Below are 16,192 nucleotides of genomic sequence, written 5' to 3'. Positions count from 1 at the left end.
TTTCTGGCATAATCGCGCCCCCTTATGACCGGGTCAGAAAACCTTCATGATCGATTTATTCAGCGGACTGGATGCTTGGGTGCTTGTGAGCCTCTTGCTCGCCCTGGCTTTTGTCCTCGCCTACGAGTTCATCAACGGCTTTCATGACACCGCTAATGCGGTTGCCACTGTTATCTACACCAAAGCCATGCCGCCGCATCTGGCCGTATTCTTTTCCGGTGTATTCAATTTTCTCGGTGTACTGCTGGGCGGCGTCGGCGTGGCCTATGCCATCGTCCACCTGCTGCCGGTGGAACTGCTGATCAATGTCAACACCGGCCACGGTCTGGCCATGGTCTTCTCGCTGCTGGCGGCGGCCATCGCCTGGAACCTGGGCACCTGGTATTTCGGCATCCCGGCCTCCAGTTCTCACACCCTGATCGGCTCGATCCTCGGTGTCGGCCTGGCCAACGCCCTGCTCAACGACATTCCCCTGGGCGACGGCGTGAACTGGCAGAAAGCGATCGATATCGGCGCTTCCCTGGTGTTCTCGCCAATGGCCGGCTTCCTGATTGCCGCGCTGGTGCTGATCGGCCTGAAATGGTGGCGGCCGATCTCCAAGATGCACAAGACCCCGGAACAGCGGCGCAAGGTCGATGACAAGAAGCACCCACCGTTCTGGAACCGTCTGGTACTGGTGATCTCGGCCATGGCCGTGAGCTTCGTCCACGGTTCCAACGACGGTCAGAAAGGTATTGGCCTGATCATGCTGGTGCTGATCGGTATCGTCCCCGCGCAGTTCGTGCTGGACCTCAACAGCACCACCTACCAGATCGAGCGGACCCGTGACGCGACCCTGCACCTGAGCCAGTTCTACGAGCGCAACCACGACTCCCTGGGCGAATTCCTGGCCCTGGGCAAGAGCGTGAAAGACGACCTGCCGGGCAAGTTCCGCTGCAATCCGCAACAAACCGAGCCGACCATTGCCGCCCTGCTGAGCAGCCTCAAGGGTGTCGCCGATTACCACTCGCTGTCGCCGGAAAGCCGCATCGAAGTGCGTCGCTACCTGCTGTGCCTGGATGACACGGCGAAGAAGGTGGGCAAACTGCCAGACCTGGCGGCCCGTGAAAAGGCTGACCTGGACAAGCTGCGCAAGGACCTGACCGCCACCACCGAGTACGCACCGTTCTGGGTGATCCTGGCGGTGGCCCTGGCACTGGGCCTGGGCACCATGATCGGCTGGAAGCGCGTGGTACTGACCATTGGCGAGAAGATCGGCAAGCAGGGCATGACCTACGCCCAGGGCATGTCGGCGCAGATCACCGCCGCGGGCCTGATCGGCCTGGCGAATATCTTCAGCCTGCCGGTGTCCACCACCCACGTGCTCTCCTCCGGCGTGGCCGGGACCATGGTCGCCAACAAGAGCGGCCTGCAAGGCGGTACGGTGAAGACCATCCTCCTGGCCTGGGTACTCACCCTGCCGGCCACGGTGGCCTTGTCGGCCGGCCTGTTCTGGGCGGCCTCGAAGGTCCTCGGCAGCTGATCCAGCCGCTCGACAACAAAAAAGGTGCGCCCCCGGGACGCACCTTTTTTTATGCCGCAAACTTTTCGACAGGCAAAAAAAAGGGCAACCGAAGTTGCCCAAAATGCCTTGCGTGCTCGTTGCTCTGGAGAGACTTAAGGTTTTTTACGCTTATTCGCGTCTTTCCAGATAAAGAATCCAAACCCTGCGAAAAACAGAACCATGAGGCCGACAGTCAGCACTCCGGCGATCACCACATTGTCGAAAAACATGACTGGCCTCCTGCTCTTGCCCTGTTGCGATGGGGCTAAGTTAACCAAACAGGCGGCGGGGAAAATTGACCGGGGTCAATGTCGCCCATGAGTAGGCGCAAGGAAGGGGGAATAACTGACCTGTATCAACAAAAAAGCGCCCTTTTCAGCGCTTTTTCGGTTTGTTTTTCGGTTTTTTCTTGGCTTTGCCCAGCGGCATGGCCTGTTCGAATGCCTGGCGCACTTCGTTCAGGCGCTTCTCATTCAGATCATGCACGCGCTTGGCGCGTTCGGCATTCAGGTCGATCAGCTTGTCGTCTTGATTCATGGTTTGGCTGGCATCACTGGAGGTCAATATCAACCGCACTGCGACAGGATGCAGAGCGGCCCTGGCGGATGTGCCAATAATGCGGCGTGACGCCGCACCTGACCAGTGATCAGACCGGCACAGAGGCAATAAAGTCGCTGCCGCGAAGAGTTTTTATCCGCACAATGGCCCTTTGCGAACCGCCCCACGGAGCCTGATGTGGAAATGCCCAAGCACCTGCCGCCGCTATTGGCCCTGCGCGCATTCGAGGCCGTGGCCCGCCACCTGAGCTTTATCAAGGCGGCTCGGGAACTGTGCGTGAGCCAGAGCGCGGTCAGCCATCAAGTGCAGAAACTCGAACAGCACCTGGGCCAGCGCCTGTTCATACGTCGGACCCGCGCCATCGACCTGACCGCCACCGGCGACAGCTACTACCGACAGATTCGCCCGGCCCTGGAGCAGATCGCCCAAGCCACCCAGGCGCTGCTTGCCCCACCTCGGCAGCCAGTGCTGCGCATCGGTCTGCTGGCGTCCTTCGCCACCTTGTGGCTGGCGCCTCGCCTGGCGGACTTCAGCCGCCGCCATCCGCAGATCCAGTTGGAATTGCAACCGGCCATCGACCTGGCGGATGTCGCCGGCGCCGAGGTCGACCTGGCCATTCGCTACGGCAAGGGCAACTGGCCGAAGGTCCGAGCCAGGCGTTTTCTCGCCGAGCAGTTATCACCAGTCTGCAGCCCTGGCTTCAAAGCCACTGCCCTGGCCAACGGCCCCTTGCTGATGGCTCGCTCCCATCAACCCTTCGAATGGGATGACTGGAGCGGGCAACAGGCTATGGACCTGTCCTCCCGCCCCAGCGTGATGCTGCACGACTACAACATCGTGGTGGAGGCCGCCGTGGCCGGCCAGGGCATCGCCATGGGGCGCCGTCAGTTGATCCAACGTCACCTGGCCCAGGGCAGCCTGGTGGATGCCTTCGACCTGCCGCCCTTGTGCAGCCAGATCGGCTACTGGCTGGTGACCGCTGAAGGACAGTCGAATCCGGCACTGGACTGCTTTGTTCAGTGGCTGCTGGAGCAAGGGCTCGACCCATGAGAAATTCAGATACGTCGGATTAGATCTATCCGTTTGTCGCTCCTGGACTGAACGCTGATGCTGCAGGCCTTGCATCCGAGGACTTCCCATGAGCGACTCCCTGAAACACCGCGTACAGCAACTGGGGCTTGAACTGCCCGCCCCCAGCCAGCCGATCGCCAACTACGTCAACCATGTACGCAGCCAGAACCTGCTGTTCATCTCCGGACAGATTCCCTTGCTCCAGGGCCAACCGACCCTGCAGGGCCGTCTCGGCGAGAGCCTGACGGTGGAGCAAGGCACCCAGGCCGCCGAGCTCGCGGCCCTGGCCTTGCTGGCCCAGTTGAGCGCGGCCCTGGACGACGACCTGTCGCGGCTGCAGCGCATCAGCCGGCTCGGGGTATTCATTGCCGCCAGCGCCGATTTCCAGAGCCATGGCATCGTGGCCAATGGCGCCTCCAACCTGCTGGTCAACGCCCTGGGCGAGAAAGGCCGGCATGCACGCACCGCGGTGGGGGTGGCCAGCCTGCCCGCCGGGGTCGCCGTGGAGGTCGACGCGATCTTCGAACTCAAGCCATGAGCCCCCTGGACCCAGCGCACCTCGCCCGTCTGCGCCTTGCCACACCCGGCTGCGCCCAGGTCTGTCACTTCAACCACGCGGGGGCTTCATTGCCCAGCCAGGGCACCCTGGACGCCATGCTCGGGCAACTGCAACGGGAAGCCAACCAAGGGCCGATGGAGGCCGCCATCACTGGCGCACAGTTGCAGGAACAGGCCCGTGAGGCCGCGGCCCGGCTGCTCAATACCAGTCCCGCCGCAATCGCCTTTGCCAGCAGCGGCTCGGCAGCCTGGGGCATGGCCTTCAGCGCCCTGCCGTCGTGGCAAGCGGGCGACCGGATTCTGCTGGGACGCCACGAATGGGGTGGCAACCTGGCCTGCCTGGCCCAGGCCGCAAGCGCTGGCGCCCAGCTGGAAGTCATCCCCTGCGACCGCCATGGCGCGGTTTCGGTGCAGGCCCTGGAATCCATGCTCGACTCCCGCGTGCGCCTGATCGCCCTGACCTGGCTGCCGGCCAACGGCGGCTTGATCAATCCGGCCGCCGCCGTCGGCCAACTGGCGCGAAATTGGCGCATTCCCTATTTCATCGACGCCGGCCAGGCCCTGGGGCAACTGCCCTGCGATGTACAGGCGCTGGGCTGCGACGTGCTCAAAGGCGCAGGACGCAAATACCTGCGCGGGCCACGAGGCACGGCCCTGCTCTACGTCAGGCCGGGTTTCCTGAAACAGTTGCAGCCGTTGCCGCGGGATGTCTTGTCAGCCCCCTGGAACGGCCAGGGCTTCAGCTTGCGAGACGATGCGCGGCGCTTTGAAACCAGCGAAGTTTCGCTGGTGCTGTTGGCGGGGCTGGCCAATGCCCTGGAGGAACTCAACGGCATCGGCATCGAAGCCATTCACCAGCGAATCCGGACCCTGAGCGACAGGCTGCGCCGGGAGCTCGACCGCCTGCCCGGCCTGCAGCGCCATGACCTAGGCGTCGCCGGGCAGCAGTCAGGCCTGATTGCCTTCACCCTCAAGGGCTGGGACTGTTTTGCGTTAAAGGAAGCGTTGGCTCGCAGGGGCATCACTATCGGCGCCAACGGTGTGGCCTACACCCCGCTGGACATGCAGGCCCGGGCCCTAACCCAGATTGCCCGGATCGCCTTGAGCCACTTGAATACCGAAGCGGAAATCCAGCGCCTGCTGGAGGCGCTGACGGAACTGGCCGGACGCGGCCCTACAGGCTAGACCTGCACGTCCACCCACAAGCCCTGGCGCGGGGCATCTTCGATCAGCGGTGCCACCGGCACGGTGTTGTCGGCGTTCAACTCGTCCCCCGGCACGGCCAGGTGCTGCTCGGGATCATCATCGGCCTCACGCTTGCGCCGCTGTTTTTCCTGCTGGCGCTGCTGCTCTTCGCGCAAGAGCAGGGCCGACTGCTCGGCGTCGCGCTTTTGCAGGTCGATGGTGCTTTCATTGGAGCTTTCCTGCACCGGCACCACCGGCGGAATGTCCGGACGCTGCCGGACCGGATCCTGCTGGGAGGTGATGGGCACGGCACTCAAGGGGAGCATCGGTGGCAGCATGTTATTGGTCTCCTGTCGGCAGGCTGTCGGCTGCGGCATGGGCGACTTGAGCCATCGGTCGCAAAACTGTGACCCAGTCGTCAGCCAATAGTGCCCGGCGCCCCGACGAACGCACGCTGTACGCTACCTTTTAATCCAGGGGTTTTTATCAGAGTTCTTTGGACTGGAAGCGTCGTTCCGTTAAGATAGTCGGCTTTTTCAAAGCGGGAGTCAGGCAGCATGGCGCAGCAGTATCAACCGGGGCAACGCTGGATTAGTGACAGCGAAGCCGAGCTGGGTTTAGGCACCGTTCTGGCACAGGACGGTCGCTTGCTGACCGTGCTCTATCCGGCCACTGGCGACACCCGCCAGTATGCGCTACGGAATGCGCCCCTCACTCGCGTGAGGTTCTCTCCAGGGGACAGCATCACCCACTTCGAAGGCTGGAAAATGACCGTTCAGGAAGTCGACGACGTCGATGGCCTGCTGGTCTACCACGGCCTCAACGGGCAGAACGAAGCCGTCACCCTGCCGGAAACCCAACTGTCGAACTTCATTCAGTTCCGTCTGGCCAGCGACCGTCTGTTCGCCGGGCAGATCGACCCGCTGGCCTGGTTCTCCCTGCGCTACCACACCCTGGAACACACCAGCCGCCAGCTGCAATCCTCGCTCTGGGGCCTGGGTGGCGTGCGCGCCCAACCCATCGCCCACCAGTTGCACATTGCCCGTGAAGTCGCCGACCGCATCGCGCCGCGGGTTCTGCTGGCGGACGAAGTGGGCCTGGGCAAGACCATCGAAGCCGGCCTGGTGATCCATCGCCAACTGCTCTCGGGCCGTGCCAGCCGGGTGCTGATCCTGGTTCCGGAAAACCTCCAGCACCAGTGGCTGGTGGAAATGCGCCGGCGCTTCAACCTGCAAGTGGCACTGTTCGACGAAGAGCGCTTTATCGAAAGCGATGCCAGCAACCCGTTCGAAGACACCCAGCTGGCCCTGGTGGCCCTGGAATGGCTGGTGGACGACGAAAAGGCCCAGGACGCGCTGTTCGCCGCCGGTTGGGACCTGATGGTCGTCGACGAAGCCCACCACCTGGTGTGGCACGAAGATCAGGTCAGCCCGGAATACGCCCTGGTGGAACAGCTGGCCGAAACCATCCCTGGCGTGCTGCTGCTGACCGCGACCCCGGAACAACTGGGCCAGGACAGCCACTTCGCCCGCTTGCGCCTGCTGGACCCGAACCGTTTCCACGACCTCGCGGCCTTCCGCGCCGAGAGCGAAAACTACCGCCCGGTGGCCGAAGCCGTGCAGGAGCTGCTGGATAAAGGCCGCCTGTCCGCCGAAGCGCACCAGACCATCCACGGCTTCCTCGGCAATGAAGGCGAAGCCCTGCTGGCCGCGGTCAACGACGGCGACAGCGAAGCCAGCGCACGCCTGGTGCGCGAGCTGCTGGACCGCCACGGCACCGGCCGCGTGCTGTTCCGCAACACCCGCGCCGCGGTGCAGGGCTTCCCGGAGCGCAAGCTGCACGCCTACCCGTTGCCGTGCCCGGACGAATACCTGGAACTGCCCCTGGGCGAACACGCCGAGCTGTACCCGGAAGTCAGCTTCCAGGCCCAGCCTGAGGCCAGCGACGAAGAACAGCGCTGGTGGAAGTTCGACCCACGGGTCGAGTGGCTGATCGACCAGTTGAAGATGCTCAAGCGCACCAAGGTCCTGGTGATCTGCGCTCACGCGGAAACCGCCATGGACCTGGAAGACGCCCTGCGCGTGCGTTCCGGGATCCCGGCCACGGTGTTCCATGAGGGCATGAACATCCTCGAACGCGACCGCGCCGCCGCCTACTTCGCCGACGAAGAATTCGGCGCCCAGGTGCTGATCTGCTCGGAAATCGGCAGTGAAGGCCGCAACTTCCAGTTCGCCCACCACCTGGTGCTGTTCGATCTGCCGTCGCACCCGGACCTGCTGGAGCAGCGGATCGGCCGTCTCGACCGGATCGGCCAGAAACACGTGATCGAACTGCACGTGCCGTACCTGGAAACCAGCCCGCAAGAGCGCCTGTTCCAGTGGTACCACGAAGCCCTGAACGCCTTCCTCAACACCTGCCCGACCGGCAACGCCTTGCAGCACCAGTTTGGCCCGCGCCTGCTGCCGCTGCTGGAAAACGCCGACGACGGCGAATGGCAAGCGCTGATCGACGAAGCCCGTGGCGAGCGTGAACGCCTGGAAGCCGAGCTGCACACCGGCCGCGACCGCCTGCTGGAACTCAACTCCGGCGGCGCCGGCGAAGGCGACGCGCTGGTGGAAGCGATCCTTGAGCAGGACGACCAGTTCGCCCTGCCGATCTACATGGAAACCCTGTTCGACGCCTTCGGCATCGACAGCGAAGACCACTCGGAAAACGCCCTGATCCTCAAGCCCAGCGAGAAGATGCTCGATGCCAGCTTCCCCCTGGGCGACGACGAAGGCGTGACCATCACCTACGACCGCAACCAGGCGCTGTCCCGCGAGGACATGCAGTTCATCACCTGGGAGCACCCGATGGTCCAGGGCGGCATGGACCTGGTGCTGTCCGGCTCCATGGGCAACACCGCCGTGGCGCTGATCAAGAACAAGGCGCTCAAACCCGGCACCGTGCTGCTTGAGCTGCTGTACGTCAGCGAGGTGGTCGCTCCACGCTCGTTGCAACTGGGTCGCTACCTGCCGCCGGCCGCCCTGCGCTGCCTGCTGGATGCCAACGGCAACGACCTGTCGCCACGGGTGGCCTTCGAAACCCTCAACGACCAGCTAGAAAGCGTGCCCAAGGCCAGCGCCAACAAGTTCATCCAGGCCCAGCGCGACCAGCTGGCGCCGAAGATCAACGCCGGTGAAGCCAAGGTTGCGCCACGCCACGCCGAGCGTGTGGCTGAAGCGAAACGTCGCCTGGCCGCCGATACCGATGAAGAACTGGCGCGCCTGACCGCCTTGCAAGCGGTCAACCCGACCGTGCGTGACAGCGAGCTGGTGGCCTTGCGCAAGCAACGGGAACAGGGTCTGGCGATGCTGGATAAAGCCGCCCTGCGTCTGGAAGCGATCCGGGTGCTGGTGGCGGGCTGATTGCCCGGCTCCACTCGCTCGACAAAAGGCCCGCATCGTGCGGGCCTTTTTGTGACCGGCCACCTGTAGGAGCGGGCTTGCCCGCGAAAGCGCCCTCGCAGCAACACCCCAACCTCCAACTCTTTCGCCCGCTTCGCCGGCAAGCCGGCTCCTACGGACGGCGCGCCACGCCCGCTCAGACCGCCAGCGCACCCGCCCCTGGCGCAGCCAGGGCCAAACCGTCTTTCATGCGCTGGGAGTCATCGACAAAGCAACGGGCGGCCTGAAACAGAAACAGCAGGGTCAGGAACAGCGCCACCGGAATCAGGTACATGGCGTCGTGCAGGCCGATGGCCTTGAACTCCTCGGTCATCAGTTGCGCGCCTGCGGCGTACATCGCCGAGTGGGCGAAATGGTCCGATAGCGCGCCGACCACCACCGGTCCCAGGCCGCCGCCCAGCAAGTACAGGCCGGCGAAGAACAGGGCCATGGCGGTGGCCCGCAAGCGCGGTTCGACCACATCCTGCAGGGCGGTGTAGACGCAGGTGTAGAAGTTGTAGGCAAACAGCCAGCCGATACTGAACACCGCGACAAACACCCCGATCTCGACGCGCCCGGCATGCAGCGCCCAGGCGGTGGCCAGGGTCGAGATGATCAGGCTGCAGGCGGCGAACAGCAGGCGGCCATTGGCAACCCGCTGATGGATCTTGTCGGCGAACCAGCCGCCCAGGGTCAGCCCCACCAGCCCAGTGACCCCGACAATCAGCCCAGTGGCCATCGCCGCCTCCTGCAAGGGCATGAGGAAGTAACGCTGGAGCATCGGCACCAGGAACGAGTTGCAGGCGTAGGTGGCGAAGTTGAAGGTCAGCCCGGCCAGGGTCAGCCAGAGAAAGGTCGGAATCGCCAGCACCCGGCGGATCGGTCGGTCGATGGGTACTTGCGCCACCTTCACCGTTTCCGCGGCGCCGCGCTTGGGCTCCTTGATGAAGAACATGAACACCGCCAGCACCAGCCCCGGCACCGCGGCAATGAAGAACGGCGCTCGCCAGCTGTCGAAGGCCTTGACCATGGCTCCGATGGTGAAGAACGCCAGCACCAGCCCCAGGGGCAGGCCGAGCATGAAGATCCCCATGGCCCGAGCCCGGCGATGGGCCGGAAACAGATCGCCAATCAGCGAGTTGGCCGCCGGCGCATAGCTGGCTTCGCCGATGCCGACCCCCATGCGCACCAGCAGGAAGCTCCAGAAACTGCCGACCATGCCGTTCACTGCGGTGAGTCCGCTCCACACCGCCAGCCCCCAGCCCATCAGTTTGCTGCGCGAGCCGGTGTCGGCCAGGCGCCCCAGGGGCAAGCCGGCGATGGCGTAGACGAGGGTGAAGGCGGTGCCGATGATCCCCAGCTGAAAATCGCTCAAGTGCCATTCCATGCGGATCGGCTCGATGATGATGGCGGGAATGGTGCGATCGAAGAAGTTGAACAGGTTTGCCAAAAACAACAGGAACAGAATGCGCCAGGCATTTGCCGCTTGAGTCGAGTTATCCATGAGTCGATCTCTTTATTGTTATTCGGCCAGACACAAGCGAGCCTGGAAGCTGCAATCTAGTCAGGCCCGGTGCAACTGTCTGTGATCATTCGCCAGCCTGATATGGACCCATCGCAGCCAGGCGTCCGGGCCCGGCCCCAAGGCGCCGCCCCCGGCATCGGCAAATCCGCCACAGCCCCCGTTACCCGGGCGTTTCCCAGTCTTTTCAAGGGTTTGGCCGAGGCTGAAAAAATACCTCGTGCCCCCCCTTCCCATGGCCGTTGGGAAGCCTAGAATAGCCGCCTGCCTGCCCCCCTTACCCTTCCCTTTCCCTTTGAATACGCCCATGTCCGAAGCCAGTCCGTGTCTGAATTGCGGTGCCTGCTGTTCATACTTTCGTGTGTCTTTTTTCTGGGGCGAATGCGCCTCATCCGGTGGCACGGTCCCCGATGATCTGGTGCAGAGCATCAATCCCACGCGGGTGGCCATGCTCGGCACCGACTGCAAGTCGCCGCGCTGCATCGCCCTTGAAGGCGAGGTCGGCCAGCGTGTGAGCTGTTCAATTTATGAACAGCGCTCCAGCCCGTGCCGGGAGTTCGAAGCGTCCTGGGCCGACGGCCAGCACAACAGTGATTGCGACGCTGCTCGCGCGGCCTTCGGCCTCGCGCCACTGGACCCCATCGATCACGAACCCTGGTTCGAGAAAAGCGCTTAGCACCATTGGCGATAGCGACCATAAGCAAATCATTGGCACCCACATGCCACCTCCCATTGCAGCCACCGGGTGCCTTCTATACTCCAAGCACTCGTTGGCGCGCGGGTCCGCCGACATCCTATGACTCCGAGATGGGCATGCTATGGACTGGCTGGGTCTGCATTTCATCAGCGAGCTTCCAGACAGTGGGCAGGTGATCCTGCACTGCACTCATAACCCGGTCCTGGTGCTATTGGCCTACCTGGTGGCCTGCGCCGCCAGCTTCGCGACCCTGGACATGGCCGAACGCGTCAGTCACGTCGAGCAACCTTCCAGTCAACGCCTGTGGCGCTGGGTCGGCGCCTGCTGCCTGGCCGGCGGTATCTGGAGCATGCACTTCATCGGCATGCTGGCGTTCGAAGCGCCGCTGAAGATTCACTACGCCCTGCCAGCGACCCTGCTGTCCCTGCTCATCGCCCTGATTGCCGCCTGGCTGGCGATAAACACCTTGAGCCATAAGCAGTTGCCATTGTGGCGCTGCGCCATTGCCGCGATCTGGATCGGCCTGGGCATCAGCGGCATGCACTACGTCGGCGTCTCGGCCATGCGCTCCAGCGCCAGCCTGTATTACCAGCCGCTGCTCATGGGCCTGTCGCTGCTGCTGGCGATCGCCTGCAGCCTGGCGGCGCTGCTGCTGTCCCGGCACCTGCGCGAGGGCAGCGGGATGTTCCATCAACTGCTCAAGTACGCCAGCAGCCTGTTGCTGGGCGGCGGCATCGTGCTGATGCACTTCACCGGCATGTGGTCCATGACCCTGGTGTTGCCCGCCGGCAGCCCGGTGGTCACGGCGACTCCCAACGAGCACCTGCAACTGGGCCTGACCCTCAGCGTGATCATCCTGCTGATCATCGGCAGCGGCATCAGCGCGGCCCTGGCGGACAAGAAACTGCAGCACAAGGAACGCGACCTGCGCCGGGTCAACGCCTTGCTCTCGCAACTGGACCAGGCGCGGATGTCCCTGCAGCAGGTGGCCCACTACGACGCCCTGACCAACCTGATCAACCGCCGCGGCTTCAACCAGCTGTTTGCGGAAAGACTCATGGAGAAGACCCGATACGGCGGCATGCTGGCGGTGATGTTCCTCGACATCGACCATTTCAAGCGCATCAACGACAGCCTGGGCCACGACGCCGGCGACGAGTTGCTCAAGGTCATCGCCGGGCATATCAAGAGTTCCACCCGCAGCCATGAAGACGTGGTAGCCCGCCTCGGCGGCGACGAGTTCTGCATTCTCATCAGTCTGAATGAGCGCGATGAGGCGCGGCACATGGCCCAGCGCATCATGCACAAGATGAAGGAGCCGATCGAGCTCGGCGGCCGGCGCATGGTCATGACCACCAGCATCGGCATCAGCGTCTTCCCCGATGACGGCAAGACCTGCGAGGAGCTGCTGAAAAACGCCGACCTGGCGCTCTATCAATCCAAAGACTCCGGGCGCAATACCCTGCACTTCTTCAACACCAGCCTCAAGACCCGGGCCACCCTGGAGCTGCAGCTGGAAGAGGAACTGCGCAACGCCCTGCGCGATGATCAAGGGCTGCAGCTGTACTACCAGCCGATCTACGACCTCAAGCGCGCCAGGGTCACCAAGCTCGAAGCCCTGATCCGCTGGCAACACCCGGAGCACGGGCTGCTGACCCCGGATCGCTTCATCAACATCGCCGAAGCCAACGGCATGATCGCCGAACTGGACAACTGGGTGCTGCGCAAGGCCTGCCAGGACCTGAGCCAGCTCTCGCAACAGGGGCGCGGCGAGCTGAAGATCGCGGTCAACTGCTCGGCCCTGAACCTGACGCGCGAGGCCCTGGCCACGGAAATCGAAAGCGCCCTGCGCGATGCCCGGGTGGCGCCGCAGCGCCTGGAGCTGGAGGTCACGGAAAACGCCCTGATGGGCAACATCGCCAGCACCCTGGCGCTGCTCCAGCAGATCCGCGACCTGGGTGTATCGCTGTCGATCGACGACTTCGGCACGGGCTATTCGTCCCTGGCCTACCTCAAGCGCCTGCCGCTCAACACCCTGAAGATCGATCGCTCGTTCATTCAGGACATCCCCCATTCAACCCAAGACATGGAGATCGTGCAGGCGATCATCGTGATGGCCCACACCCTGCACCTGCAGGTGGTCACCGAGGGGGTCGAGACCCTGGAGCAACAGCGTTTCCTGGAATGCTACGGCTGCGACTACCTGCAGGGCTATCTGCTCAGCCGCCCGGTGCCGCTGGCGGATCTGCACCGGGTGCTGGATGAACTGGACCGGCTCAATCCACCGCTGCCGGATCCCGGTACAGGCGGATCAGGGTCGCCGGATCCTGCTCCAGGTAGCCCTGTGCTCCATGCAGGCGCATCAACTGTGCAGCTAATCCGCTGATGGGGGTCGCCGAACCCTGTTCCCGGGACAACTTCACCGCGCCATCCAGGTCCTTGAGCAAGGTCCGCACATGCCACTTCACCGGCTCAAAACGGCTCTCGGCCATTTGCGGAGCGAGAATCTGCAAGGGTTTCGAGTCGGCAAAGCCACCGACCAGGGCCTCCGCGATGAGTCTGGCATCCACGCCCGAACGCTCGGCCAGGGCCACCACTTCGGCGATCACCAGGGCGTTGCAGGCGACGATCATCTGGTTGCAGGCCTTGGTCACCTGACCGGCGCCCACCGCGCCCATGTGCGTAACCCGCTGCCCCAATGCCAGCAACACCGGGCGTACCCGCTCAACATCTGCCGGCGCGCCGCCGACCATGATCGCCAGGCTGCCGGACTCGGCGCCCGGGGTACCGCCGGAAACCGGGGCGTCGACCCAGGCCATGCCGGTGTCGCGAGCCAGGGCCGCGGCCATGTCCCGGGTGGCGCTGGGCTCCAGGCTGGACAGGTCCAGCAGCAGTTGCCCGGCCCGGGCGCCCTGGGCGACGCCATCGACGCCAAACACCACCTCGCGCACCACCTCGGTATTGGCCAGGCACAACAGCACCAGATCGGCGTGTTCGCACAGTTGCGCGGGTGTGGCCACTTGTCGCGCCCCGGCGGCCACCAGGGGCGCGCATTTCTGCGGATTGCGGTTCCATACCGTCAGCGGATAGCCCGCCGCCAGCAGGCGGCGGCACATGGGCAGCCCCATCAGGCCGATCCCGGCAAACCCGAGTGAAGGTAACGCTGACATCATATTGCCCCCATTTGATTAAAGATCGTCGAATACTGGCCGATTCATCATGATTCAGGAAAGGATTCCCCCGAGCGACGCTCAGTAAATACCCTGACGCCTTGGGCAAAATTCGCGCTCCACGCAGCGACGAGGTCCCATTCCGTGATGGCTCGCTGACACCTCGTCCCCGAGCCAACCAGACCAGGCATATGGCGCACAATGACTTCTAAAAACAATCCTGCCAACGCAGTCTCCGAGATGACGCTGACCTCCCCCACATCAAGCCCCTCAGATACGAAGCCATTGTCCAGTTCACGCCCCCTGTCGACCCAGCAGTACCTGTATTTCACCGAAACCAATACCGATCGCATCCTCGACAACCTCGACGGCCTGCGCGATTCGGTGTTCCCGCGCCCACCGCACCTGGAAGATGAGCAGGAAAACCGCCGCGACCAGGAATTCCCCTCGGTGTGCCTGATCGGCCTGGGCCGCTGCGGCTCCAACATCGCCCTGGACGTGGCGGAGCTGGTGTACAACGCCCGCAAGTTCTACCTCAACGAATTCAATAACGAAGACAAGGCCTACGAAGGCGGCTACAGCCCCGCGCAGTGGATCCGCCAGAACCTGCGCCTGGGCCAGAGCAAGGCCAGCAAGCCGGTGTTCCTGGTGGAACCGCTGGTGATGCTCGGCGACCTGGACAAGGACATCGCCGGGCGCATCCGCTTCTCGCGCAAGGGCGAGAAGAGCGGCTTCATCCGCGACTACAGCAAGATGAAGATCATGGACCTCTCGGAAGTCCACGCCGGTGGCGCCGGTAACGCACCGATCCTCGGCCAGTACCTGGCCAAGATCATCCTCAACAAGGACACCCAGCGTTTCTCCAGCCCTGACTGGAAAATGATCCACTCGTACCTGATCGATTCCTGCGGGATCAAGGCCAACCAGTCGCGCCTGTACTTCTCGATCTTCAGCGCCGGCGGCGGTACCGGTTCGGGCATGGCCTCGGAGTTTGGCCTGGCCCAGCAGTACTCGTACATGAACAAGACCTTCGACACCAAGCCGATGGACGAGCACGACAGCAAGAGCGGGCACTCCTTCGTCTTCGAGCCGATCTTCACCAGCGGCATCTGCGTACTGCCGAACATCTCGGACCATCGCAGCGAAATGTCCGAGGCGCTACACATCAACGCCGGCCGCCTGCTGTGCAAATACCTTTCGGAAGAGTGGGACTTCTCCTACAACTTCGACAATGAAGACAGCAGCGAAGCCAGCGTCATGGGGCGGATCCGTCCGTGGAACGCGATGATGCTGATCTCCAACGACATCATGCGTTACGCCGAAGAAAGCGATGACGGCAACATCCAGAACATCGACGTCAACGCCATGGAGAAGCACGCCAACCAGTACATCTCCCAGCAGATCTTCAACATCCTCACCGCCCAGGCGGTGACCACCGACTACGACCAGAACTACTTCCGGCGTGCCGGCATCGACATCGGCGAGACCATCCGCCTGGACGCCAACGACCTGTTCATGAGCCTGGCCGGCCCGGTGGCGATCGCCTACGCCGAATCCGTGGTACCGGAGCAGCCGGTGCCCACCGGCGACAAGTTCAAGGTGTTCGAGAAAGAGCCGCAGCGCCTGAACATCGACGACCTGTTCTTCCGCTCCATCGACCTGCCGCACTTCAACAAGGTGACCCAGGCCATCGAGGGCATCAGCCTGCTGCCGATCGAGTCCAAGCGCTATCGCGCGGCCCTGGAGCAGTACAAGGCCTCGGGTTATGACGCGGCGGCGCTGCACGACCTGCACTTCTTCAAGAACTGCTCGTCGGTGGTGTCGATCGTCTCCCTGCCCAAGGACTACAAGCTGTCGTACATGGACCTGAACCGGCTCAAGACCCACCTCAACAGCCTGTTCCCCAACACCACCCTCAAGCGCTACGCGCTGGTGATCGGTGCCTCGGCCAACCTCTCGCTGACCACCCTGATCGCCAAGAGCCCGTGCCTGTCGGACGACTTCCTGACCCTGATCGTGGCCTTTATCAAGCGTTGCTTTGCGCGTAATCCGTACCGCTTCGACGACACCCTGGACAATTCGGTTCTGGATTTCATCGTCAGCGAGCACTTCGACGAAGACCGCATCGACGATCTGCTCAACGAATTCGAGAACCCGGCGAAGATCCTCGACACCAACTGGTACGCGATCAAGCCGATGTACGAGAAGAAATACCGCGAGCTGATCAACGACAAGGACAAGTTCGTCTCGATCAACGACATCCGCCTGTCCCGGGATTGCGTGAAGAAGGCCATCAAGTACCTGCGCGAGATCTACCGCCACCGCATCGGCAAGACCCGGGTCATCTCCCTCAACAGCCACACCGGCAAGACCGCCTATTAAGAAGGCCTGCGCGGCAAGCCGGCTCCTACAGGGCGTAGGGCCAGCTTGCCGGCGAATGGGTTATTGGCTCACACCGCGAAA

At 63.3% G+C, this 16,192-nt stretch carries 13 protein-coding genes; 8 read left to right on the top strand and 5 right to left on the bottom strand.

Translation table 11 applies throughout. The features are described 5' to 3' along the window. Positions 1–46 precede the first annotated feature (46 nt). Positions 47–1,522: an inorganic phosphate transporter gene (locus tag GWQ44_RS01385; protein ID WP_047302230.1), complete on the top strand. Its 1,476-nt coding sequence runs from the start codon at positions 47–49 to the stop codon at positions 1,520–1,522. A gap of 134 nt (positions 1,523–1,656) precedes the next feature. Here GWQ44_RS01385 and ccoM read toward each other — a convergent pair whose 3' ends face one another. Beyond that, positions 1,657–1,773, bottom strand: a complete 117-nt coding sequence (gene ccoM, locus GWQ44_RS30815) for a cytochrome c oxidase subunit CcoM (RefSeq protein WP_015634423.1) — start codon at positions 1,771–1,773, stop codon at positions 1,657–1,659. Between the two features lie 145 nt (positions 1,774–1,918). Next, the gene (locus GWQ44_RS01380; RefSeq protein ID WP_162884110.1) at positions 1,919–2,080 is read right to left on the bottom strand and encodes a hypothetical protein; all 162 of its coding nucleotides are present in this window, start codon (positions 2,078–2,080) and stop codon (positions 1,919–1,921) included. A 198-nt stretch (positions 2,081–2,278) separates the two neighbouring features. Here GWQ44_RS01380 and GWQ44_RS01375 point away from each other — a divergent pair, with 198 nt between their 5' ends. The 3 genes from GWQ44_RS01375 (at position 2,279) to GWQ44_RS01365 (ending at position 4,915) form a co-directional block, all read left to right on the top strand. Then, the gene (locus GWQ44_RS01375; RefSeq protein ID WP_275926481.1) at positions 2,279–3,151 is read left to right on the top strand and encodes a LysR substrate-binding domain-containing protein; all 873 of its coding nucleotides are present in this window, start codon (positions 2,279–2,281) and stop codon (positions 3,149–3,151) included. Positions 3,152–3,239: 88 nt separating this feature from the next. After that, entirely contained in the window at positions 3,240–3,710 is a 471-nt protein-coding gene (locus GWQ44_RS01370; protein WP_275926480.1) for a RidA family protein, read from the top strand. Then, positions 3,707–4,915, top strand: coding sequence for an aminotransferase class V-fold PLP-dependent enzyme (locus tag GWQ44_RS01365; RefSeq protein WP_275926479.1), 1,209 nt, complete (start codon positions 3,707–3,709; stop codon positions 4,913–4,915). The genes GWQ44_RS01370 and GWQ44_RS01365 overlap by 4 nt, the downstream gene beginning before the upstream one ends. On the opposite strand, the gene GWQ44_RS01360 is transcribed toward GWQ44_RS01365, so the two are convergent. After that, a complete protein-coding gene (locus GWQ44_RS01360) occupies positions 4,912–5,253 on the bottom strand; it encodes a hypothetical protein (RefSeq protein ID WP_016962557.1) in 342 nt (113 codons plus the stop codon). The two genes, GWQ44_RS01365 and GWQ44_RS01360, sit on opposite strands and share 4 nt — an antisense overlap. Positions 5,254–5,472: 219 nt before the next feature. Here GWQ44_RS01360 and rapA point away from each other — a divergent pair, with 219 nt between their 5' ends. Continuing rightward, positions 5,473–8,322 (top strand): RNA polymerase-associated protein RapA, encoded by a 2,850-nt coding sequence (rapA, locus tag GWQ44_RS01355; RefSeq protein ID WP_103739576.1) that lies wholly within the window; start codon positions 5,473–5,475, stop codon positions 8,320–8,322. 175 nt (positions 8,323–8,497) lie between these two features. On the opposite strand, the gene GWQ44_RS01350 is transcribed toward rapA, so the two are convergent. Further along, positions 8,498–9,844, bottom strand: coding sequence for an MFS transporter (locus tag GWQ44_RS01350; protein ID WP_275926478.1), 1,347 nt, complete (start codon positions 9,842–9,844; stop codon positions 8,498–8,500). 325 nt (positions 9,845–10,169) lie between these two features. Between GWQ44_RS01350 and GWQ44_RS01345 the strand changes: the two genes are divergently transcribed. Continuing rightward, complete coding sequence (locus GWQ44_RS01345; RefSeq protein ID WP_047302217.1) at positions 10,170–10,538, top strand: YkgJ family cysteine cluster protein; 369 nt, start codon at positions 10,170–10,172, stop codon at positions 10,536–10,538. A gap of 142 nt (positions 10,539–10,680) precedes the next feature. Then, positions 10,681–12,945, top strand: coding sequence for an EAL domain-containing protein (locus tag GWQ44_RS01340; RefSeq protein WP_275926477.1), 2,265 nt, complete (start codon positions 10,681–10,683; stop codon positions 12,943–12,945). On the opposite strand, the gene GWQ44_RS01335 is transcribed toward GWQ44_RS01340, so the two are convergent. After that, entirely contained in the window at positions 12,836–13,732 is an 897-nt protein-coding gene (locus GWQ44_RS01335) for an NAD(P)-dependent oxidoreductase (protein ID WP_275926476.1), read from the bottom strand. The two genes, GWQ44_RS01340 and GWQ44_RS01335, sit on opposite strands and share 110 nt — an antisense overlap. Positions 13,733–13,930: 198 nt before the next feature. Here GWQ44_RS01335 and GWQ44_RS01330 point away from each other — a divergent pair, with 198 nt between their 5' ends. Beyond that, positions 13,931–16,111: a hypothetical protein gene (locus GWQ44_RS01330; RefSeq protein WP_047302211.1), complete on the top strand. Its 2,181-nt coding sequence runs from the start codon at positions 13,931–13,933 to the stop codon at positions 16,109–16,111. Positions 16,112–16,192 lie beyond the last annotated feature (81 nt).

Source organism: Pseudomonas sp. 3MA1, assembly GCF_029237275.1.
Classification (GTDB): domain Bacteria; phylum Pseudomonadota; class Gammaproteobacteria; order Pseudomonadales; family Pseudomonadaceae; genus Aquipseudomonas; species Aquipseudomonas fluorescens_AP.
The sequence above is the reverse complement of the archived record's forward strand: the minus strand, read 5'-3'. Positions and strand labels throughout refer to the sequence as shown.

Bases quoted from the DNA above. Each gene is read 5' to 3' on its own strand.
- GWQ44_RS01330 (WP_047302211.1), top strand. From the start codon at position 13,931: ATGACTTCTAAAAACAATCCTGCCAACGCAGTCTCCGAGATGACGCTG.
- rapA (WP_103739576.1), top strand. From the start codon at position 5,473: ATGGCGCAGCAGTATCAACCGGGGCAACGCTGGATTAGTGACAGCGAA.
- GWQ44_RS01370 (WP_275926480.1), top strand. From the start codon at position 3,240: ATGAGCGACTCCCTGAAACACCGCGTACAGCAACTGGGGCTTGAACTG.
- GWQ44_RS01335 (WP_275926476.1), bottom strand. From the start codon at position 13,732: ATGATGTCAGCGTTACCTTCACTCGGGTTTGCCGGGATCGGCCTGATG.
- GWQ44_RS01360 (WP_016962557.1), bottom strand. From the start codon at position 5,253: ATGCTGCCACCGATGCTCCCCTTGAGTGCCGTGCCCATCACCTCCCAG.
- GWQ44_RS01350 (WP_275926478.1), bottom strand. From the start codon at position 9,844: ATGGATAACTCGACTCAAGCGGCAAATGCCTGGCGCATTCTGTTCCTG.
- GWQ44_RS01365 (WP_275926479.1), top strand. From the start codon at position 3,707: ATGAGCCCCCTGGACCCAGCGCACCTCGCCCGTCTGCGCCTTGCCACA.
- GWQ44_RS01385 (WP_047302230.1), top strand. From the start codon at position 47: ATGATCGATTTATTCAGCGGACTGGATGCTTGGGTGCTTGTGAGCCTC.
- ccoM (WP_015634423.1), bottom strand. From the start codon at position 1,773: ATGTTTTTCGACAATGTGGTGATCGCCGGAGTGCTGACTGTCGGCCTC.
- GWQ44_RS01345 (WP_047302217.1), top strand. From the start codon at position 10,170: ATGTCCGAAGCCAGTCCGTGTCTGAATTGCGGTGCCTGCTGTTCATAC.
- GWQ44_RS01380 (WP_162884110.1), bottom strand. From the start codon at position 2,080: ATGAATCAAGACGACAAGCTGATCGACCTGAATGCCGAACGCGCCAAG.
- GWQ44_RS01340 (WP_275926477.1), top strand. From the start codon at position 10,681: ATGGACTGGCTGGGTCTGCATTTCATCAGCGAGCTTCCAGACAGTGGG.